Source organism: Pseudomonas sp. TH10 (assembly GCF_016651255.1).
GTDB lineage: Bacteria > Pseudomonadota > Gammaproteobacteria > Pseudomonadales > Pseudomonadaceae > Aquipseudomonas.
Genome location: NZ_JAEKEG010000036.1, coordinates 1 through 20,905 on the forward strand (window position 1 = coordinate 1; position 20,905 = coordinate 20,905).

Annotated in this window: 22 protein-coding genes and 2 pseudogenes; 16 read left to right on the plus strand and 8 right to left on the minus strand. The window is 58.9% G+C overall.

The window, feature by feature from the left end:
- Positions 1-110: 110 nt before the first annotated feature.
- Entirely contained in the window at positions 111-1,331 is a 1,221-nt protein-coding gene (locus JFT80_RS05380) for a CaiB/BaiF CoA-transferase family protein (protein WP_201147174.1), read from the minus strand.
- 13 nt (positions 1,332-1,344) lie between these two features.
- Positions 1,345-2,526: an acyl-CoA dehydrogenase gene (locus tag JFT80_RS05385; RefSeq protein WP_201147175.1), complete on the minus strand. Its 1,182-nt coding sequence runs from the start codon at positions 2,524-2,526 to the stop codon at positions 1,345-1,347.
- 157 nt (positions 2,527-2,683) lie between these two features.
- Here JFT80_RS05385 and JFT80_RS05390 point away from each other — a divergent pair, with 157 nt between their 5' ends.
- The 10 genes from JFT80_RS05390 to JFT80_RS05435 all read left to right on the plus strand — a co-directional run bounded on the left by JFT80_RS05390 (position 2,684) and on the right by JFT80_RS05435 (position 12,577).
- Positions 2,684-3,583, plus strand: a complete 900-nt coding sequence (locus JFT80_RS05390; protein WP_201147176.1) for a LysR family transcriptional regulator — start codon at positions 2,684-2,686, stop codon at positions 3,581-3,583.
- Between the two features lie 434 nt (positions 3,584-4,017).
- Positions 4,018-5,139 (plus strand): Re/Si-specific NAD(P)(+) transhydrogenase subunit alpha, encoded by a 1,122-nt coding sequence (locus JFT80_RS05395; RefSeq protein ID WP_201147177.1) that lies wholly within the window; start codon positions 4,018-4,020, stop codon positions 5,137-5,139.
- Between the two features lie 15 nt (positions 5,140-5,154).
- On the plus strand, positions 5,155-5,475 hold the full coding sequence (locus tag JFT80_RS05400) for an NAD(P) transhydrogenase subunit alpha (RefSeq protein ID WP_003187417.1): 321 nt from the start codon (positions 5,155-5,157) through the stop codon (positions 5,473-5,475).
- Positions 5,475-6,908 (plus strand): NAD(P)(+) transhydrogenase (Re/Si-specific) subunit beta, encoded by a 1,434-nt coding sequence (locus JFT80_RS05405; RefSeq protein WP_201147178.1) that lies wholly within the window; start codon positions 5,475-5,477, stop codon positions 6,906-6,908. The genes JFT80_RS05400 and JFT80_RS05405 overlap by 1 nt, the downstream gene beginning before the upstream one ends.
- A gap of 191 nt (positions 6,909-7,099) precedes the next feature.
- Positions 7,100-8,593 (plus strand): acetyl-CoA hydrolase/transferase family protein, encoded by a 1,494-nt coding sequence (locus JFT80_RS05410; RefSeq protein WP_201147179.1) that lies wholly within the window; start codon positions 7,100-7,102, stop codon positions 8,591-8,593.
- 321 nt (positions 8,594-8,914) lie between these two features.
- Positions 8,915-9,130 (plus strand): DUF1127 domain-containing protein, encoded by a 216-nt coding sequence (locus JFT80_RS05415; RefSeq protein WP_007911656.1) that lies wholly within the window; start codon positions 8,915-8,917, stop codon positions 9,128-9,130.
- A gap of 382 nt (positions 9,131-9,512) precedes the next feature.
- Positions 9,513-9,830 carry a DUF2388 domain-containing protein gene (locus JFT80_RS05420; protein WP_201147180.1) on the plus strand — a complete coding sequence of 106 codons (318 nt, stop codon included), beginning with the start codon at positions 9,513-9,515 and terminating at the stop codon, positions 9,828-9,830.
- Positions 9,831-9,938: 108 nt separating this feature from the next.
- Positions 9,939-10,256, plus strand: a complete 318-nt coding sequence (locus tag JFT80_RS05425) for a DUF2388 domain-containing protein (RefSeq protein WP_122840841.1) — start codon at positions 9,939-9,941, stop codon at positions 10,254-10,256.
- A 42-nt stretch (positions 10,257-10,298) separates the two neighbouring features.
- Complete coding sequence (locus JFT80_RS05430) at positions 10,299-10,619, plus strand: DUF2388 domain-containing protein (RefSeq protein ID WP_034152281.1); 321 nt, start codon at positions 10,299-10,301, stop codon at positions 10,617-10,619.
- Positions 10,616-12,577: a DUF4105 domain-containing protein gene (locus JFT80_RS05435; protein WP_201147181.1), complete on the plus strand. Its 1,962-nt coding sequence runs from the start codon at positions 10,616-10,618 to the stop codon at positions 12,575-12,577. Before JFT80_RS05430 ends, JFT80_RS05435 begins: the two co-directional genes overlap by 4 nt.
- 20 nt (positions 12,578-12,597) lie before the next feature.
- On the opposite strand, the gene trpA is transcribed toward JFT80_RS05435, so the two are convergent.
- Together trpA and trpB are read right to left on the minus strand one after the other, a co-directional pair.
- The gene (gene trpA / locus JFT80_RS05440) at positions 12,598-13,407 is read right to left on the minus strand and encodes a tryptophan synthase subunit alpha (RefSeq protein WP_201147182.1); all 810 of its coding nucleotides are present in this window, start codon (positions 13,405-13,407) and stop codon (positions 12,598-12,600) included.
- Entirely contained in the window at positions 13,407-14,639 is a 1,233-nt protein-coding gene (gene trpB, locus JFT80_RS05445) for a tryptophan synthase subunit beta (RefSeq protein ID WP_201147183.1), read from the minus strand. Before trpB ends, trpA begins: the two co-directional genes overlap by 1 nt.
- 114 nt (positions 14,640-14,753) lie before the next feature.
- On the opposite strand from trpB, the gene JFT80_RS05450 reads away from it, so the two are divergent.
- On the plus strand, positions 14,754-15,647 hold the full coding sequence (locus JFT80_RS05450) for a LysR family transcriptional regulator (RefSeq protein WP_201147184.1): 894 nt from the start codon (positions 14,754-14,756) through the stop codon (positions 15,645-15,647).
- On the opposite strand, the pseudogene JFT80_RS05455 reads toward JFT80_RS05450, so the two are convergent.
- Positions 15,644-15,971, minus strand: a pseudogene (locus JFT80_RS05455) (YqjD family protein). The gene JFT80_RS05450 and the pseudogene JFT80_RS05455 overlap by 4 nt on opposite strands.
- Before the next feature lie 157 nt (positions 15,972-16,128).
- Between JFT80_RS05455 and JFT80_RS05460 the strand changes: the two are divergent.
- Complete coding sequence (locus JFT80_RS05460; protein WP_045059080.1) at positions 16,129-16,344, plus strand: dodecin; 216 nt, start codon at positions 16,129-16,131, stop codon at positions 16,342-16,344.
- Positions 16,345-16,466: 122 nt separating this feature from the next.
- Positions 16,467-16,688 carry a DUF1161 domain-containing protein gene (locus tag JFT80_RS05465; RefSeq protein WP_045059081.1) on the plus strand — a complete coding sequence of 74 codons (222 nt, stop codon included), beginning with the start codon at positions 16,467-16,469 and terminating at the stop codon, positions 16,686-16,688.
- Between the two features lie 65 nt (positions 16,689-16,753).
- Here the strand turns inward: JFT80_RS05465 and JFT80_RS05470 are convergent, their stop codons facing one another.
- On the minus strand, positions 16,754-17,755 hold the full coding sequence (locus JFT80_RS05470; RefSeq protein WP_201147185.1) for an LLM class flavin-dependent oxidoreductase: 1,002 nt from the start codon (positions 17,753-17,755) through the stop codon (positions 16,754-16,756).
- A 242-nt stretch (positions 17,756-17,997) separates the two neighbouring features.
- On the opposite strand from JFT80_RS05470, the pseudogene JFT80_RS05475 reads away from it, so the two are divergent.
- Both JFT80_RS05475 and JFT80_RS05480 read left to right on the plus strand, forming a co-directional pair.
- Positions 17,998-18,428 (plus strand): annotated as a pseudogene (locus JFT80_RS05475) (OsmC family protein).
- A gap of 174 nt (positions 18,429-18,602) precedes the next feature.
- Positions 18,603-18,842, plus strand: a complete 240-nt coding sequence (locus tag JFT80_RS05480; RefSeq protein WP_045059084.1) for a DUF1161 domain-containing protein — start codon at positions 18,603-18,605, stop codon at positions 18,840-18,842.
- Between the two features lie 6 nt (positions 18,843-18,848).
- Here the strand turns inward: JFT80_RS05480 and JFT80_RS05485 are convergent, their stop codons facing one another.
- The gene (locus JFT80_RS05485; protein WP_201147186.1) at positions 18,849-19,268 is read right to left on the minus strand and encodes a hypothetical protein; all 420 of its coding nucleotides are present in this window, start codon (positions 19,266-19,268) and stop codon (positions 18,849-18,851) included.
- Between the two features lie 40 nt (positions 19,269-19,308).
- On the minus strand, positions 19,309-19,731 hold the full coding sequence (locus JFT80_RS05490; RefSeq protein ID WP_201147187.1) for a hypothetical protein: 423 nt from the start codon (positions 19,729-19,731) through the stop codon (positions 19,309-19,311).
- Positions 19,732-19,791: 60 nt separating this feature from the next.
- Here JFT80_RS05490 and JFT80_RS05495 point away from each other — a divergent pair, with 60 nt between their 5' ends.
- A complete protein-coding gene (locus tag JFT80_RS05495; protein ID WP_201147188.1) occupies positions 19,792-20,868 on the plus strand; it encodes an aminopeptidase in 1,077 nt (358 codons plus the stop codon).
- The last annotated feature ends 37 nt before the right edge of the window (positions 20,869-20,905 follow it).

Below are 20,905 nucleotides of genomic sequence, written 5' to 3' on the forward strand. Positions count from 1 at the left end.
TGAAATCTGCCGTCAAGCGTAAATTCTGCTTTTCCATCAATTAGTTAGGAAAGGGCCGGAAACGCGTCTTTCCTTCTATATAAAGTGCACCTCTATATAGAAGGAACAACTTAAAGCACCCCGGCTTCCTTGAAGGCGGCCACCGCACCAGCATCCAGGCCCAACACCCGCTGCAGCACCTCCAGCGTGTGCTCTCCCAACAAAGGCGGCGCATTACGGTATTCCACCGGTGTCTCGGACAGGCGAATCGGACTCGCCACTTGCGACACCATGCCAGCGAGCGCATGGGGCAGTTCAATCGCCAGCCCTCGCGCCTTCACCTGGGGGTCGGCAAACATTTGCGCCAGGTCGTTGATTGGCCCGCAGGGCACGCCCGCCTGCTCGAGCTGCAACACCCACTCGGCGGTTGTCTTGAATACGGTCGCCTGGCGAATGAGAGGAATCAGCTCAGCACGATTGGCCACCCGCAACTTGTTGGTAGCGAACCGCGGATCGTCAGCCCACTGTGGCTGACCCGCCACCTCGGCAAACTTGCGGAACTGCCCATCGTTACCCACGGTAAGGATGAAATCACCATCCGCCGTAGGGAAATCCTGGTAAGGCACGATGTTTGGATGGGCATTGCCCAGGCGCTTGGGTGCAATACCGGTCGTCAAGTAGTTCATTGCCTGGTTAGCCAGACAGGCCACCTGGACATCCAGCAACGCCATATCAATGTGCTGGCCGCCGCCACTGTGATCCCGATGCGCCAGCGCTGCCAGAATCGCGACGGTCGAATACAGCCCCGTCAGTATGTCCGTCAGGGCGACGCCAACCTTCACCGGCCCCGCGCCCTCATCGCCCTCAGGTCGCCCGGTCAGGCTCATCAAGCCACCAAGCCCCTGGATCATGAAATCGTATCCAGCGCGCTTGGCATAGGGCCCGGTCTGGCCGAATCCGGTAATCGAGCAGTAAATCAGATCCGGATTGATTGCCTTCAGCGACTCATAATCCAATCCATATGCCGCCAGGCCACCGACCTTGAAGTTCTCGATGAGGATGTCCGACTTCGCCGCCAGCTCGCGCACCAGCTTCTGCCCTTCAGGGCGGGTGAAGTCGATGGTCACCGATTGCTTGTTGCGGTTGGCCGACAGGTAATAAGCCGCCTCTGTCGTATTCTCGCCATAAGCGTCTTTAAGGAAGGGCGGGCCCCAGGCGCGCGTGTCATCACCATTGCCCGGGCGCTCGACCTTGATCACTTCAGCGCCAAGGTCAGCGAGGATCTGCCCGGACCAGGGTCCGGCCAGCACGCGTGATAAATCCAGTACCCGCAGATGCGAAAGCGCGCCCATGGCCGTTCTCCTATTAGTAGAACGCCTGCAGGCCAGTCTGGGCGCGACCAAGTATCAGCGCGTGAACGTCATGCGTGCCTTCGTAGGTATTTACCACTTCCAGGTTGACCAGGTGCCGTGCAACGCCGAATTCATCGGAGATACCGTTGCCGCCCAGCATGTCGCGAGCCATGCGCGCGATATCCAGGGACTTGCCGCAGGAGTTGCGCTTCATCATTGAGGTGATCTCGACCGCTGCAGTGCCTTCGTCTTTCATACGACCCAGACGCAGACAGCCTTGCAATGCCAGGGTGATCTCGGTCTGCATGTCGGCCAGTTTTTTCTGGATCAACTGAGTGGCGGCCAATGGTCGACCGAATTGCTGACGATCCAGCGTGTACTGGCGAGCGGTGTGCCAGCAGAACTCGGCGGCACCCAGCGCGCCCCAGGAAATGCCGTAGCGGGCGGAGTTGAGGCAGGTGAACGGACCTTTCAAGCCGCGCACGTCCGGGAAGATGTTCTCTTCAGGAACAAACACGTTGTCCATGACGATTTCGCCGGTGATCGATGCCCGCAGGCCTACCTTGCCGTGAATTGCCGGTGCGCTCAGGCCTTTCCAGCCCTTCTCGAGTACAAAACCGCGGATATCGCCGGCATCGTCCTTGGCCCAGACCACGAACACATCGGCGATCGGGCTGTTGGTGATCCACATCTTCGCGCCAGTCAGGCTGTAACCGCCATCGACTTTGCGTGCACGGGTGATCATCGCGCCCGGGTCGGAACCGTGATTAGGCTCGGTCAGGCCGAAGCAGCCGATCCACTCGCCGGAAGCCAGTTTCGGCAAGTATTTCTGTTTCTGGGCTTCGGTACCGAATTCGTTGATCGGCACCATCACCAACGAAGATTGCACGCTCATCATCGAACGGTAGCCGGAGTCGACACGCTCCACTTCACGAGCAATCAGACCGTAGCTGACGTAGTTGAGCCCGCTGCCACCGTATTGCTCTGGGATGGTTGCGCCCAACAGACCGACTTCGCCCATTTCGCGGAATATCGCCGGATCAGTCTTCTCATGACGGAAAGCTTCCAGAACACGCGGCGCCAGCTTCTGCTGAGCGAATTGCTCGGCGGTATCGCGAATCATGCGTTCTTCTTCAGTGAGCTGTTGATCCAGCAGCAGGGGATCGATCCAGTTGAAGCTAGCTTTACCGCCCATGAGCAAGTCCTCTCGAAAGGCATCAAATAACGTGGACTGATCCTAGGCCTGCTCAAGCGCAAGGGCAAACGAGGATTTTGCATACTGTTGTGCTAATTTCTCACTCCGTAACATCGCCAAAGTCGAATCATGCGATGGATTAGTGAGGTTGAGGTACATGCGCAGAAAGATCCCCAGTACAACCGCCTTGATCAGCTTTGAAGCGGCTGCGCGCCACGAGAGCTTTACCAAGGCAGCCCAGGAGCTTTCGCTGACGCAGGGCGCCATTTGCCGACAGATCGCCAGCCTCGAGGAGTTCCTGAGTGTCGAACTGTTCCGACGCTCTCGCCGCGGAGTGAAACTGACCGAAGCCGGGCTTTCCTACAGCCGGCGAGTGGCCACTCAGCTGGACGCGGTTGAGCGCGATACCTTGTCAGTAATGGGCCAGCAAGGCACCAACGTCATCGAACTCGCGGTGGTGCCGACATTTGGCACCCAATGGCTGCTCCCACGTCTCAAGGATTTCCAGCTCCAGCACCCGGAAGTCACGGTCAACCTGACTAACCGCACCCGCCCCTTTCTGTTTGCCGATACCGAATTCGACGCGGCGATCTACTTCGGCGATGCCGATTGGTCGGGTACTGAATCCCACAGGCTGATGGGCGAGAATCCGATGCCGGTGTGCAGCCCGCACCTGCTTGGACACCAGGATTCGCTGACACCCGACCAAATCGCAGAGTGTCCACTGCTGCAACAGACCACTCGTCCCTATGCCTGGCGCCAGTGGTTCAACTCGCAACACCTGAATATCCCCCGCGACATGACAGGTCCGCGCTACGAGCTATTCTCCATGCTCGCCCAAGCGGCCATGCACGACATGGGGATTGCGCTGATTCCACCGTTCCTGATTCAGCGTGAACTGGCCGAGAAACGCTTGGTGATTGCCAACCCGCAAGCGCTCTCCAGCATCAAGGCCTATTACCTGATGATTCCTGAGCGAAAAGTGGAATCGGCATCTCTGAAGGCATTTCGCGACTGGTTGGTAAATCAGGCGCAGAGCTACAGCCTAGAAGGATAAAGGCTTACAGCCTTAACTGACCTCGTAGTCAGAAAAATTAAAGCACTACAGATATAAGTATTTGTCGCATATTCAGCGACTGTACTTGAAGGGAGCACAATCGTGCCACAAGCTTGTGCCACCGTGGCTTTGAGCCGGTATTACCTAGCGATAACTGCTCATTCACCTGACTCATGCGCAAAATCCAGAATCTTTCAAAAATTCCCTGCAGACCCCGATTAACAAGGGCTGGGGTCGAATGCTTGCGACATTCGGTCACGGGATGACTTGTAGTTAATTTTCCGTCACCCGTCATAATCCCTTGAAGGGCATAAAGTTCGCCTGCAAAATGCCGCGCCCCGCCCTGATTTGGCGGGATCGTGCTGATCGGCCGCCCCAGTCGCACCATCCGTAGTGCATGGGTTTACTCAATAAGATCACGCAGGAGATTTGACGTGCACATTGGTGTTCCTCTCGAAACCCAGACCGGTGAAACACGGGTTGCTGCAACCCCGGAAACCATTAAAAAGCTGATCGGCCAAGGTCATAAGGTCACTGTGCAAACCGGCGCCGGCGTTAAAGCCAGTGTGGTCGACAGTGCCTATGAAGCGGCAGGCGCAACCATTGGCAGTGCCAATGACGCGTTTGGCGCCGAGCTGATTCTCAAAGTGGTCGCCCCCAGCGATGCCGAACTGCCGCTGATCAAGCGCGGTACGGTGCTGGTTGGCATGCTCAACCCGTTCAACAACGAAACCATCGCGAAGATGGCCGAGTGCGGCATTACCGCGTTCGCCCTCGAAGCGGCGCCGCGCACCTCGCGGGCGCAGAGTCTCGATGTGTTGTCGTCGCAGGCGAACATTGCCGGCTATAAGGCTGTGTTGCTGGCCGCTCACCACTATCCGCGCTTCATGCCGATGCTGATGACGGCTGCGGGCACCGTGAAAGCGGCGCGCGTGCTGATTCTCGGCGCGGGCGTGGCCGGATTGCAGGCGATTGCCACGGCGAAACGTCTGGGAGCGGTGATCGAAGCGTCCGACGTGCGTCCGGCAGTGAAGGAACAGATTGAATCCCTCGGTGCCAAGTTCGTCGACGTGCCTTACGAGACCGATGAAGAGCGTGAATGCGCGGTCGGTGTCGGCGGTTACGCGCGGCCAATGCCGGCGAGCTGGATGCAGCGTCAGGCCCAGGCCGTGCACGAGCGCGCCAAGCAGGCTGACATTGTCATCACCACGGCACTGATTCCGGGTCGCAAGGCGCCGACGCTGTTGAGCGCAGAGACCGTGGCGCAGATGAAGCCGGGTTCGGTGGTCATCGACCTCGCGGCGGCTCAGGGTGGCAACTGCCCGCTGACCGTAGCCGATCAGGTCGTGGTCGAGAATGGCGTGACCATTTGCGGCCCGACCAATCTGGCCGGCGAAGTCGCTGCAGACGCTTCGGCACTGTATGCGCGCAACCTGCTGGACTTCCTCAAGCTGGTTTTCACTAAAGAAGGCCAGTTCGACGTCAACCTCGAAGACGACATCGTCGCCGCGTGCCTGATGTGCCGCGACGGCCAAGTCATCCGCAAAAACGCCTAAGCAGGGATTCAGACGATGGAAGAGCTTATCTCCCCCGGTATCTACAACCTGATCATCTTCGTGCTGGCGATTTATGTCGGTTACCACGTGGTCTGGAACGTTACACCTGCACTGCACACGCCGTTGATGGCAGTGACCAACGCCATTTCCGCGATCGTGATCGTCGGCGCCATGCTCGCCGCCGCACTGACCGTTACGCCGCTGGGCAAAACCATGGGCACTCTCGCTGTGGCACTGGCAGCGGTCAACGTGTTCGGTGGTTTCCTGGTCACCCGCCGCATGCTTGAGATGTTCAAGAAGAAAGCCCCGAAAGTAAAAGAAGAGGCGCCGAAGTAATGAGCATGAATCTCGTCACGACGCTCTACCTGATCGCGTCGATCTGCTTTATCCAGGCCCTCAAAGGCCTGTCGCACCCGACTACGTCGCGGCGCGGCAACCTGTTCGGCATGCTCGGCATGGGCCTGGCGATCCTCACTACAGTCGGCCTCATCTATAAGCTCGGCGCTGAACTCGCTACTGCTGGTATCGGTTACGTCATCGTCGGCCTGCTGATCGGCGGCACTGCCGGTTCGATCATGGCCAAGCGCGTTGAAATGACCAAGATGCCGGAACTGGTCGCGTTCATGCACAGCATGATCGGTCTCGCGGCAGTGTTCATTGCCATTGCTGCTGTGGTTGAGCCGCAATCGCTGGGCATCGTCAAGCAACTGGGCGACTCGATCCCTACGGGTAACCGTCTGGAGTTATTCCTCGGTGCTGCGATCGGTGCGATTACCTTCTCTGGTTCGGTGATCGCCTTCGGCAAGCTCTCGGGCAAGTACAAGTTTCGTCTGTTCCAGGGCGCACCAGTACAATTCACCGGTCAGCACAAACTGAATGCGCTGCTGGGTCTGGCGACGCTGGCACTCGGCCTGACTTTCATGCTCACCGGCAACCTCGGTGCCTTCGCACTGATGCTGGCCCTGGCTTTCGTCCTGGGCGTGCTGATCATCATCCCGATCGGTGGCGCGGACATGCCGGTGGTAGTGTCGATGCTCAACAGCTATTCGGGCTGGGCGGCGGCAGGTATCGGTTTCTCGCTGAACAACTCGATGCTGATCATCGCCGGCTCGCTGGTGGGTTCGTCCGGTGCAATCCTCTCGTACATCATGTGCAAGGCGATGAACCGTTCCTTCTTTAATGTACTGCTCGGCGGTTTCGGCAACACGGCCGACGCTGGTCCGGCCGGTGCGAAAGAGGCCCGTCCGGTGAAATCCGGCTCGGCTGACGACGCGACCTTCCTGCTGACCAACGCCGACACCGTGATCATCGTGCCGGGTTACGGCCTGGCGGTAGCGCGTGCGCAGCATGCGCTGAAAGAGCTGACTGAGAAGCTGACCCACCGTGGCGTGACCGTGAAATATGCGATTCACCCGGTCGCGGGGCGTATGCCAGGGCACATGAACGTCCTGCTGGCCGAGGCCGAAGTGCCCTACGACCAAGTGTTCGAGATGGAAGACATCAACTCCGAGTTCGGTCAGGCCGACGTGGTGCTGGTGCTCGGCGCAAACGACGTGGTCAACCCGGCCGCGAAGAACGATCCGAAATCGCCGATTGCCGGCATGCCGATTCTCGAAGCGTTCAAGGCCAAGACCATCATCGTCAACAAGCGCTCGATGGCAAGCGGCTATGCCGGTCTGGACAACGAACTGTTCTACCTGGACAAGACCATGATGGTCTTCGGCGACGCGAAGAAAGTCATCGAAGACATGGTCAAAGCGGTCGAGTAAAACCTGCTCCAGCGCAATACCCAAAACCTCAGCCTTTAGTAGGCTGGGGTTTTTTATTGCCTGTAAAAATCCCCGCCAACCCGACCAAAGGCTCTAAATCAGCGGTCTGCATTCGACCATGGTAGCGGGAGGATTTTTCTGGAAATCACTAGACTGCGCATCCTGCTACTCGCTTCCCGAGATAATAATCCATGTACCGTGACCGTATTCGCCTGCCTTCGTTGTTGGACAAAGTGATGAGCGCCGCCGACGCAGCCGCTCTGATTGAGGACGGCATGACCGTCGGCATGAGCGGTTTCACCCGTGCCGGCGAAGCCAAAGCCGTCCCTCACGCACTGGCCGAGCGGGCCAAGGTCACGCCGCTGAAGATCAGCCTGATGACCGGCGCCAGCCTGGGCAACGACCTCGACAAGCAACTGACCGAAGCCGGCGTGCTGTCGCGACGCATGCCGTTCCAGGTCGACAGCACCTTGCGCAAGGCGATCAACGCCGGCGAAGTGATGTTCATCGACCAGCACTTGTCGGAAACCGTCGAGCAACTGCGCAACCAACAACTGAAGCTGCCGGACATCGCGGTGATCGAAGCCGTGGCCATCACGGAACAAGGCCACATCGTGCCGACCACGTCGGTGGGCAACTCGGCGAGCTTCGCGATTTTCGCCAAACAGGTCATCGTCGAGATTAACCTGGCGCACAACGCCAACCTCGAAGGCCTGCATGACATCTATATCCCGACCTACCGCCCGACGCGCACGCCGATCCCGCTGGTAAAAGTCGACGACCGCATCGGTAGCACTGCGATTCCTATTCCACCGGAAAAGATCGTTGCCATCGTCATCACTCAGCAGCCTGATTCGCCGTCCACCGTGTCGTCGCCGGACGCTGATACCAATGCCATCGCCGATCACCTGATCACCTTCTTCAAGCAGGAAGTCGACGCCGGGCGCATGACCAACAAGCTCGGCCCGCTGCAGGCCGGGATCGGCAATATCGCCAACGCGGTGATGTGCGGCCTGATCGAGTCGCCGTTCGAAGACCTGACCATGTACTCCGAAGTGCTGCAGGACTCGACCTTCGACCTGATCGACGCCGGCAAGCTGAGCTTTGCTTCGGGCAGCTCGATCACCCTGTCGGAGCGCCGTAACAGTGACGTGTTCGGCAATCTGGAAAAGTACAAAGACAAACTGGTGCTGCGCCCGCAGGAGATCTCCAACCACCCGGAAGTGGTGCGTCGTCTGGGCATCATCGGCATCAACACGGCGCTGGAGTTCGACATCTACGGCAACGTCAACTCCACCCACGTCTGCGGCACGCGGATGATGAACGGCATCGGCGGCTCCGGTGACTTCGCGCGTAACGCGCACCTGGCGGTGTTCGTGACCAAGTCGATTGCCAAGGGTGGCGCGATTTCCAGCGTGGTGCCGATGGTCAGCCACGTTGACCACACCGAACATGACGTCGACATTCTCGTGACCGAAGTGGGGCTGGCCGACCTGCGTGGTCTGGCGCCACGCGAACGTGCCCGGGTGATCATCGACAACTGTGTGCACCCGGACTACCGCCAGGCTTTGAACGATTACTTCACGGCGGCTTGTGCAATCGGTGGTCACACCCCGCACATCCTGCGTGAGGCGTTGAGCTGGCACATCAACCTGGAAGAAACCGGGCGCATGTTGGCGGTGTAACTCGCACAGATAATCCGCTGGGGCAAACACAGTTTGCTCCAGCGGATTTTCGCAAACCGTCTTAACGACAAAAACTGTACTGCTGTACCGGTCGATTCTTACAGCAATTGCCTACAAAACCCCTCCACTCAAGCACAAATGCACCACTTAAGTGCAGATAGGTACAGTTTGCTCAATTTTGACCCGTACACCGTCTTTAAACAGTTAACTGGTCACTCACAATACAGTTGAACTGTATCTAGAGAGACTAGGCAAACGAGAGGATCATGGGCACCAGTCAAACCACTACCTGATCCCGCCACAAGCGGAAGGATGTCAACCATGGAACGTACACTCAGTTCCGAACTGTTCTTCGAAGACAAAGCTGTAAACACCCAGGCTTCCCTGCCTCTGCGCGTTATCGCCAACCTGATGTTGTGGCAGCGCCGCATCTCCAGCCGCCACCAACTGGCTCGTCTGGATTCGCGTCTGCTGGCTGACGCCGGTATCAGCGAAGCACAACGCTACGAAGAGCTGAGCAAGCCGTTCTGGCGCTAAGTAGCGTCGCTGGCTCTGGTCGTTAGACCCACCGCCAGCAACCCGAATTGAAAATACAAAACCCGTCGTGGGAAACCACGACGGGTTTTGTCGTTTCAGGCCCCTGAAAAACTCAACCAGTACAGTTGTTTAAGCAGTGAATACTGCAAGTACAGTTCCGCAGGAGCTGCCTAAGGCTGCGATTTTTTGACGTTGGCGTGGCGAAACAAAGATCCATAAATCGCTACCTTCGGAAGCGCCTACGCAAGGTTTCTTCGGTGTTGGACTGTTCGAACCGGCCCACCCCGGCCTAATATCCGGGGAGAACGTGGCGAATGCTGCAAAACAGACGTCCCACTAAACAAGCCACCTCCCAATCCGGTTCATTTTAAGGAGTTACACCATGTCCCGTCTTCGTCTGCTCAGCGCTGCAGCCCTGCTCGCCGTGGCTGCCAATTCCCACGCCACCAGCTTCATCGTTACCACCGACGCCGTTGTCGGTGCGCTGAAATCCTCGTCCGACGCGACTTCCGACGTCACCTCCTCCTTCCGTGACGACAAAATCGTCCGTGCCGCCCGTGACGACGCTGCCAGCTTCGTAGCCAGCGAAGGCGAAATCCGTGGCGTGAAGCTGGAAAGCGCGCTGGATCACATTCGCCATCAGGCACCACAGTTACAAGCAACCGATGCACAGCTGGCTCAGGCTATTCTGACCATCTGACTCGGATGATTGCCATGGGGCGCGCAAGTCGTGTCCCATTGTTTCAGCGCTGGCTCTAAAACAGGCATTACGCTAGCCTTCGGACTCGTTTTCCAACTATCGAGCCTCATGCGTTTTCTTTCAAATCTGTTGATCACTCCGGTATTAATGGCCATCGGCTGGTCGGGATCTGCCCAAGCCTACGACGCCTTCAATCTGTCCACCCAGGGCATCGTCGCCAGCGGCTATGCCACGAGCATGGTGACCTCGGCCCCCTTCGACCGTAAGCTACTGCTCGCAGCACAGGATGACGCTGCCGCCTTCCTCGCCACCGATGGAGCATTGCTTGGCGCGCGCTTGGAGTCAGCACTGGTTTATCTGCGTCATACACGGCCAAAACTTCATGCAAGCGACCTTGAACTGGCGCAGGCAATTCTCGTCCAATAGTCATCCTGTCCCCAGTTACCCTTGCCCTTCCGGAGTCGTTCCATGCGTAGCCCGCTGATTGCTGCCGCCCTCGGCCTGTTTTTGTTGGCCGATGTGGCCCAGGCGCACACCCTGGTAGCCACCAGTAACATCATCGTTCGTGCCTCCCAGCGCACTATCGATTTCACCTCCGACACCACCACGTCGATCCGCGATTCGAAAATCATCCGCGAAGCTCACGACGACGCTGCCAGTTTCGTCGCCAGCAACGGTGATATCCGAGGCGCCCACTTGGAAGCCGCGCTCAACACCTTGCGCACTCGCGTGCCGGAAGCACGCGACGCCAGTGATCAGGTGCTCGCCGAAGCCATTCTCGCGCTGTGAAGTCACTCGGCGCCTGGCTACTGGCCGGGGCGTTGTTGCTGCTTGGCAACAGCGCCCACGCCGGCCTGCAACTGCGGCTCAAGACCGACGGTTTGAGTCCGGCTCAACAACAGGCCAGTCAGGCGCTGATCGATGAGGCCATGCAGAAACTGCCGCCGAGTTTCATCGAGCGCCTGGACCGGCGCATCGATGTCGGCTGGACCGACGACATGCCCAGCAATGCCTATGGCCAGGCCACCCTGGTCGCCGAACTCGATCTGAACCGTAAATTGCTCGCCGGGCTCACCGACGGCAGTGCAGCCAAAGAAAAAACCAATCGTCCCCACGGCACTGTGCGTCAGGAACTGCTCGCCACGGTGTTGCATGAAATCACCCACATTTATGACCGCGCACGCCTGTGGCCAGCCGCCGAACGTACGCTGATCCAGCGCTGCACCCGACGCAGCAACAGCGCCGGTCTGGTCGGTATACCCGACGAGTGCCGTGGTCAGAACGGTCGCCGCTTCACTCTCAGCGATGACCCTCGCCTGCTTGACCTTGCCGGCTGGCAGCAATACGTCGGCCGGCGTGGTGAGCGTGAACAACACAATCGGCAGATCGCCCGCAGCCCGGATCTGTACGAGATCTCCAGTCCCAAGGAGTTCGTTGCGGTCAACATGGAGTATTTCCTCCTCGACCCGAGCTACGCCTGCCGTCGCCCGGCGCTGTATCGCTATTACAAGGAGCACTTTGGCTGGGCCCCCGCCGCCAAGGAGACCTGCGCCAAATCTTTCGCCTTCCTCAATGCAGGCAACGATTTCGCCAAGCAACCCCTGGGTCAGGTAGACCCGGAACGGGTTTACGCCGTCGACTACCTGCTGGCCGAGGCCAACCAGAATTGGGTCAGCCGCTGGGGCCACAGCATGTTGCGCCTGGTGATCTGCGCGCCCGGTCGACCGCGGGGGCCGGATTGCCGCCTGGATCTTGATCAACACCTGGTGCTGTCATACCGCGCCTTCGTCGGCGACGTGCAACTGTCGAGCTGGGACGGGCTGGTCGGGAAGTATCCGTCACGCCTGTTCGTACTGCCGCTGGCCCAAGTCATCGACGAATACACCAAGACCGAGTTGCGCAGCCTGGCCTCGATCCCGCTGACCCTGTCGCGCAAAGAGATCGAAGAAGTGGTCGAGCACGCGGCCGAGATGCATTGGAGTTACGACGGCAACTACTTCTTCCTGTCCAACAACTGTGCAGTGGAAGGGCTGAAACTGCTACGCAGTGGCACCAACAACAAGCAATTGGTGGGCCTGGACAGCATCATGCCCAATGGGTTGCTGGAAGTGCTCAAGGGTCGCGGGCTGGCCGATACCAGCGTCCTTGATGATCCGCGCGAGGCCTTGCGCATGGGCTATCGCTTCGACTCGTTCCGCGACCGCTACCAGGCGATGTTCGAGGTGCTGAAAAAGCATTTGCCAATCAAGCAGGAGAACGTCGAGGACTGGCTGGCGATCAAGGCTACAGAGCGGCGCCAGTGGATCGACCAGGCGGACCTGCGCACCAGTGCCGCCCTGCTGCTGCTCGAGCAGGCAGCGTTCCGGCAACAACTGGTGCTGGCGCAGGATGAGGTCAAGCAACGCTATCTGGGCGCGCGTGAATTGAAGAACGGCGGCATGGACAAGGCCAACGCCACGCTGCAGCAGATTCTTGCCAACAGCGGTTTTCTAAGCCGGCCGGCGGAATTGCTGGGTACTGGCGGTTACGGATTGCCGCAGCCAAGCGAGTGGCAGCGCCTGGAATCGGAAAGCAGCCTTCGGCAGAAACAGCTTCAGGTGCTGACCGGCGATCTGGACAAGGAAGTCAGAGCCCTGCTGGACCCGGCCCGGGCAGCCGAGATGGCGGAGAATGAAGCCAACCTGAAGCAGGTTGGCGAACATTTACGCAAATTGCACAAGGCAGCCGGAGGGCTGGAACTGCCTTGAGCAAAAGCCGCTGACAGGCGTCAGACTCGAGCCTTGCGCACGCCTTCGGACAAGGCTGCGCAAAGGCTCAGTACGCCGTCGATCGCCTGGTCAGGAGTGGAGGCATTGGCAATGTGATCGATCAGTGCCGAACCCACCACTACACCGTCCGCAAGACGCGCGATCGCCGCCGCCTGCTCTGGCGTGCGGATGCCGAAACCAATGCTGATTGGCAGGTCGGTATGGCGGCGCAGGCGAGCGACGGCCTCTTCCACGTGTTCCAGGGTGGCCGCGCCTGCACCGGTCACACCGGCTACCGACACGTAGTAAACGAAACCGGAGCTGCCATTGAGCACCTTCGGCAGGCGCGCATCGTCGGTGGTCGGCGTGGTCAGACGGATGAAGTCCAGGCCGGCAGCCTGCGCCGGGTCGCACAGTTCTTCGTTGTGCTCTGGCGGCATGTCGACGACGATCAAGCCATCAACGCCGGCCTCTTTCGCGTCGGCAATAAAGCGCGGCACGCCATACATGTGGATCGGGTTGTAGTAACCCATCAGCACCAGCGGCGTGTCGCTGTTGCCTTCACGGAATTCGCGAACCATCTGCAGGGTTTTCACCAGGTTCTGCTTGGCGCCCAGTGAACGGATATTGGCCAACTGAATCGCTGGGCCATCGGCCATTGGATCGGTGAATGGCATGCCCAATTCGATCACGTCGGCGCCAGCACCCGGCAAGCCTTTGAGGATTGCCAGCGAGGTGTCGTAGTCCGGATCACCGGCCGTGACGAAGGTCACCAGTGCGGCGCGGTTTTGTTCTTTGAGTTCGGCAAAACGGGTTTGCAGGCGGCTCATCAGTGTTTCTCCTGCTTAGACTGTTCCATGTGATGCATGACGGTCTGCATGTCTTTGTCGCCACGGCCGGACAGGTTGACCACCATCAGGTGATCCTTCGGCAGCGACGGTGCGCGTTTGAACACTTCAGCCAGGGCGTGGGCGCTTTCCAGTGCGGGAATGATCCCTTCCAGGCGGCAGCATTTGTGGAACGCATCAAGGGCTTCGTCGTCGGTCACCGAGGTGTATTGAACGCGGCCAATGTCATGCAACCAGGCGTGTTCCGGGCCGATTCCCGGGTAGTCGAGGCCGGCGGAAATCGAGTGCGCGTCGATGATCTGGCCATCGTCGTCCTGCAGCAGGAAAGTACGGTTACCGTGCAACACGCCCGGAACGCCGCCGTTGAGGCTCGCGGCGTGCTTGCCGGTTTCGATGCCGTAACCAGCCGCTTCAACACCGATGATCTCGACGCTCTTGTCGTCGAGGAACGGGTGAAACAGGCCCATGGCGTTGGAGCCGCCACCGATGCACGCCACCAGGCTGTCCGGCAGACGACCTTCCTGGGCTTGCAACTGATCGCGGGTTTCCTTGCCGATCACAGCCTGGAAGTCGCGCACCATCGCTGGGTACGGATGCGGGCCGGCCACGGTGCCGATCAGGTAGAAAGTGCTGTCGACGTTGGTCACCCAGTCACGCAGCGCTTCGTTCATCGCGTCTTTCAGGGTGCCGGTGCCGGCGACGACTGGAATCACTTCAGCGCCGAGCAATTTCATGCGGAACACGTTGGCCTGCTGACGTTCGATGTCAGTGGTGCCCATGTAGATCACGCAATCCAGACCGAAACGTGCAGCGACGGTGGCGGTGGCCACGCCGTGCATGCCGGCGCCGGTTTCGGCGATGATGCGTTTCTTGCCCATGCGCCGTGCCAGCAGGATCTGGCCAATGCAGTTGTTGATTTTGTGCGCGCCGGTGTGGTTCAGCTCTTCGCGCTTGAGGTAGATCTTCGCGCCGCCGCAGAACTCGGTCAGGCGTTCAGCGAAATACAGCGGGCTCGGACGTCCGACGTAGTCGCGCTGGAAGTAGGCCAATTCTTCTTTGAATGCAGGATCTTCTTTGGCCGTTTCATATTCGCGGGCCAGATCAAGGATCAGCGGCATCAGGGTTTCAGCCACGTAGCGGCCACCGAACGAGCCGAACAGGCCGTTGGCGTCAGGGCCGTTACGCAGATCAGAGGTGTTCGAAGTCTGGGTCATGGGTCGCTCCAGGTGAATTCGGGTCGAAAGACAATGACGCCCACTCTACCCCTGACCTTCTATGCTGAAAACCGATAAGATCGCTGCAACCTGTCAGGAAAACTCACAGATATCATGAGCCATGACCTTCCTCCCTTGAACGCCTTGCGCGCATTCGAAGCCACCGCCCGGCTGAACAGCGTCAGTCAGGCCGCCGAACAGCTGCACGTCACCCATGGCGCGGTCAGTCGTCAGCTCAAGGTGCTGGAAGAACACCTGGGTGTAAGTCTGTTCGTCAAGGATGGGCGCGGCTTGAAACTCACAGATGCCGGCGTGCGTTTACGCGATGCCAGCGGCGAAGCCTTCGACCGCTTGCGCAATGTTTGTGCCGAGCTGACGCAAAGCACCGCCGATGCGCCGTTCGTACTCGGTTGCTCCGGAAGTCTGCTGGCGCGCTGGTTTATTCCGCGCTTGGGCCGATTGAATGCCGACCTGCCGGACTTGCGCTTGCACCTTTCAGCGGGTGAAGGCGATCTCGATCCTCGACGTCCGGGGCTGGATGCCTTGTTGGTATTCGCCGAGCCGCCCTGGCCGGCGGACATGCAGGTGTATGGCCTGGCCAGTGAACGGATCGGCCCGGTAATGAGCCCGCGCTTCGCCGGTTATGCACATTTGCAGAATGCACCGGCCAGCGCACTGCTCGGTGAGCCGTTATTGCACACCACCTCCCGCCCGCAAGCATGGCCAAGCTGGGCACAGCAAAGCGACCTCAACGCCAAGGCACTGACGTACGGACAGGGTTTTGAGCATTTGTATTATTTGCTGGAGGCGGCAGTAGCAGGGCTGGGCGTGGCAATTGCACCCGAACCGCTGGTGATCGAAGATTTGAAGGCGGGTCGCCTGGTTGCACCATGGGGTTTCACTGAAACGACGGCGCAACTGGCGTTGTGGTTACCCAAGCGCGCCGCAGACGGGCGCGCCAGGCAGTTGGCGCAGTGGCTTAAAAACGAGCTGCGCCAAGCGGATTAGTCACCACGTTTGCACAGCAGATAAGCGGCCAGCAAACCCAGTGCACCGACAGCGACACCGGCTGTCGTCCAAGGGTGTTCCTGAGCGTAGTCACGAGTGGCAATCCCGGTTTCACGGGTTTTGACTTTGACTTCTCTCGTAGGCATCGCTAAGCAGGTGGCGCGAGTGCTTCAGCGCGCTTTCAGCATTGGCTTTCAAGACTTTCAGGGTTTTGCGCGACTCGTCCGAGGCGTCGTCCTTCAGGCTTTCCAAAGACTTCAGAAGACTCTCGATCTCGGCTTCCATGCTTTGCAATGAGGCTTTACGTAAAGAGGTGTTGGCCATGGTGGCTCTCCTGCATTGGTGATGAGTGGCGTGTGTTGATTGGGACTACAGCCGTTTGAGAAAGTGCAGTAAATCTGAACTTCTGTATCGAGTTGACCGACAGAAGTAATACGAAAATTCACTGCTAGTCTGTATTTCATACCCCAAGGAGAACGCCATGACTGATCACCATACGTACAAAAAAGTCGAACTGGTCGGCTCATCTGCCACCAGCATCGAAGACGCGATCAACAACGCACTGGCCGAAGCAAGCAAGACCATCAAGCACCTGGAATGGTTTGAAGTGACCGAGACCCGTGGGCATATCGAGAATGGTCGGGCCGCGCATTTTCAGGTAACACTCAAGGTCGGCTTCCGGATTGCCAGCAGCTGAGTTTGAGCTAGTCTTCTGAACTTGCGCGCTGGCCGAATGCCATAGGGAATGGCAAAAGCGCTACATGAGTGCACCCCTGTGAAACTTGGGTGCCCCTATTATCCGACCAGAGAATGCATCCGATGAAGAAGTTTATTTTGGCGGTAGGTCTGCTGAGCCTCGCCGGTACAGCATTCGCAGCTGGCAAACCGTGCGAAGAGCTCAAAGCCGAAATCGCCGCGAAGCTCGATGCCAAGGGCGTTTCTGGTTACTCGCTGGAAATTGTCGATAAAGGCGCTGCGGCTGGCGGCCAGGTCGTTGGCACCTGCGAAGGTGGCGCCAAGGAAATCGTCTACAAGAAGTAAGCGGGTTGCGCCGCACTCAAAGCCGACGCAATGGCGTCGGCTTTTTTACGCCTGGCGTCTGAGTGTCAGCCCTTCATCACCTGCGCCAGCAGTTCGTAGGAATGCACGCGGTCGGCGTGTTCGTAGAGATCACTGGTGAAAATCAGCTCATCGGCCTGGGTTTGCTCGATCAGCACTTCAAGTTTCGCGCGGATCTTCTGCGGGCTGCCGACCATCGCCAGACCGAGGAAATCGCCCACCGCCTCACGCTCGTGCGGCAGCCACAGGCCTTCCATGGTTTTCACTGGCGGGCGCTGCACCAGACTTTGCCCACGCATCAGCGCAAGAATGCGCTGGTACACCGACGTCGCCAGATAATCGGCTTGCTCATCGGTATCCGCTGCCACGAGTGGCACGCCGAGCATCACATACGGCTTGTCGAGCACCGCCGACGGCTTGAAGTGATTGCGATAGACGCGAATCGCCTCATGCATGAAGCGCGGTGCGAAATGCGAGGCGAAGGCGTAGGGCAAACCGCGCTCGCCGGCCAATTGCGCACTGAACAGACTGGAGCCGAGCAACCAGATCGGCACGTTGGTGCCGGTGCCCGGCATAGCGATCACGCGTTGATCCGGCGTGCGCGGGCCAAGGAAGCGGGCCAGTTCGGCAACGTCTTCAGGGAAATCATCGGCACTGCCAGAGCGTTCACGGCGCAGGGCTCGCGCGGTCATCTGGTCGGAGCCGGGCGCACGGCCCAAGCCCAGATCGATCCGCCCAGGATACAAACTTTCAAGGGTGCCGAACTGTTCGGCAATCACCAGAGGCGCGTGGTTGGGCAGCATGACGCCACCCGAGCCGACGCGAATGGTCGATGTACCACCGGCCAGATAGCCGAGTAACACCGATGTCGCCGAGCTGGCGATGCCATCCATGTTGTGGTGTTCGGCCACCCAGAACCGCGTGTAGCCGAACTTCTCGGCATGCTGCGCCAGATCGAGCGAGTTGCGCAGAGACTGCGCCGGGCTGCCGTTTTCGCGAACCGGCACCAGATCGAGGGTGGAAAATTTTACGTCCGAGAGTTGCTTCATAAACCTGCTTCTCCAAGTGAGGAGGCAGGTTTTTCTTGCGAACGAAAACCTGCCGAATCCATAAGCGTGTTTTGTGCAATGAGGGCATATACCCGAGTTTCAATAGCCAAGGCAAAAAACCTACGAAAATGGTAGGACTTTTCAGATCGGGTGAACTTTGCACCTGCGTCTATCCTCAGAACCCTAGCAACCGAAAACCACGAAGAGCGCGACGATTCGCGCCAGATCTTGAGGAGGCAGACATGGCTATCGTGAAGAAAGCATCCGCACATTGGGCAGGTGACCTGAAAACCGGCATCGGCTCGATTTCCACCGAAACCGGCGTACTGCGCGAAGCCCCTATGGCTTCAAGGCCCGTTTCGAAGGCGGTAAAGGTACCAATCCGGAAGAATTGATCGGCGCGGCCCACGCAGGTTGTTTTTCCATGGCCTTTTCGATGATCCTCGGCGATGCCGGGCTCAAGGCTGACAGCATCGATACCAATGCCGAAGTGACCCTGGACCAGGTTGATGGGGGGTTTGCGATCACGGCGGTGAAATTGATCCTGAAGGCGAAGATCCCGGGCGCCACTCAGGAGCAGTTCGAAGAATTGAGCAATAAGGCCAAAGAAGGCTGCCCAGTGTCCAAAGTGCTGAATGCCAAGATTACTCTGGATGCGACCCTGGTCGGCTAAATTGGCCCAGGCGTGACAATGATCGCAGCCTGCAGTCGCTTTTACCCAGGTAAAAGTGACCATGGGCTGCGATCTTTTTGTCCTGAAACAAAACCAGCCAGGTCAAACTGTGGTCGAATAAATGACAGCAGCTCTAGCGCACGACCGTGCGCGCTGCCAGAAAAGGAGCTTCACATGAAACGTTTTGCCTTGGCGATCATCTGCGGTGCACTGGCGACTTCGGCCATGGCGGCGCCCAAGGATTGCGAAGAACTCAGGAAAGAGATCGAAATCAAGATCCAGGCCAATGCAGTGCCTTCCTACACGCTTGAAATCGTGTCCCGGGAAGAAGCCGAGAAGCATGACGTGGCCATGGTTGTGGGGACCTGCGAAAACGGCACCAAAGCCATCGTGTACCAAAAGAACGATAACTGATCCGACTTACATCAGGCAGTTGACCTCCCGGTCCTCGGCCACGATCTCGCGCTTGGCGTTATACAACCTGGCGCTGGGGGTGAACGCCAGATTCCGGGCCTCCAGCAGATAACGCTGGCCAGCCTCGAAATGGTCGTAGTTGATGGTCAGGTAACACAGGCGCTCTACCGGCCCGGTCATCAGGCTCCCGCCGCCGCCAAATACCTCGAAGTCGAAACGTACCAGCAGTTCATGGCTGCCCGGGGCGACCTGGAAAAAGCGGCCATCGCGCAACCGCTGCTTATCCAGGCGCTCGGCCATCAGCAACTTGCCACCAGGACTCGGCGTCGCGAAGTCTACCCACGCCATCTGCGGATTGATGGCTGGCATCGGGCTTTGGCAACCGGCGACGACACTGGCGGCGAGCAATAGCAGCAACCTGCGCATGATAAATGTCCTAGGGCGTAGACATTCAGCATAGCGCCGATCAAGTACGCTGGCAGCCTGCCGGTGCGCCTTGGCCTACGACTTTGCGCTGTTGATCGTAGAGTTTGGCCCATGCCCTGAAGCCGATGTTGCCCGCTTGCAGCTGATAACGTTCGCCGGCGTTGAAATCCTTGAATTTCACATGCAGTTGGCAATCGCGCCACAACGGCTCGGCGTCAGGACCGATGTTGGCAGGGTCGACCGGGAACTGATAACGCACCTTCAGTTCATGGCTGCCGGGCTGTACCTCGAAGTAGCGTTTGTCGACGGCGGACTTGCGATCGACTTCCAGCGCTTGCAGCGCCGTGTCTTGTTGCCGTGCATCGAGATCGATCCAGGCTTGCGAAGGGTCAGGATCGGGCATTCCGAATCCGGCACAACCGGCCAATGTCAGCAGGCCTCCCGTCAGCATCAACATGCGCATAGCGGTGCTCCTTTAGGCGGGATAGTCTTGCGAGCAGACTCTCCGGGGGGATTTCTTATTTTGATCAGGCCTTTTCCAAGCCATGGGTTACTTGATCGCGTTTTTCGGGTTTTGTTTCCGGGTGTGTTGCTTTTGTTGCTCAACGGTTGCACCAGCGTCAGCTATTACGGCCAGTTGGCCAGTGGTCAGTTGCAGCTGTTGCGCTCTCGGGAGCCTGTGTCCGAAGTGATCGCCGATCCCCGGCGCGACCAGCAGCTACGCGCGCATCTGACCCAGTCGCAAAAGGCCCGCTCGTTTGCCAGCGATCATCTGCGCCTGCCGGACAACCAGAGTTACCGCCTGTATGCCGACATCGGTCGCCCGTTTGTGGTCTGGAACGTCTTTGCCACACCGGAGTTTTCCCTGGCAGCGCAAAATCACTGCTTTCCGATTGCCGGCTGCGTGGCCTATCGCGGTTACTACAGCCAGGGTGCAGCCCGCGGCGAGGCTGCCTTGCAGCGACTGCAAGGTATGGACGTTTCGATTGGCGGCGTCGAGGCCTATTCGACGCTCGGCTGGTTCAACGATCCAATCATCAGCTCCATGATGAATTGGGGCGACGAGCGGCTGGCAACGTTGATCTTCCATGAGCTCGCCCATCAACGTCTTTATGTCAAAGACGACACCGAATTCAACGAGTCCTTTGCGACATTCGTGGAGCAGGAAGGCACCAGGCAATGGCGCGCCTTGCGTCGCCTGCCTCCGGATAACGGCGCACAAGCCCGGCAACGTGATCAATTCATCGAACTGGTACTGGCGACCCGGTCGCGACTCGAACAGCTCTACGCCCTGCCTCTGCCACCTGACCAAATGCGCCAGCGCAAGGCGGCGGAATTTGAACGGTTACGCGCTCAATACCGCAGTGTCCGTGACAGCCAGTGGGCAGGAGACAAACGTTATGACGCCTGGTTCAACGCCCCGCTGAACAACGCCCGGCTGCTGCCATTCGGCTTGTATGACCAATGGGTGCCGGCGTTCGAGGCGCTGTTCCGACAGGCGCATGGGGACTGGCCTGCTTTTTATGCGGCCGCAGAAAAACTCGGAGCACTGCCGGTGGCAGAGCGCAAGGCGGCGCTGAAGGTGTTGGCAGGACCATGAGAATTTGCAGCTGCGCTGCAAGTACGCCATCGCGGGC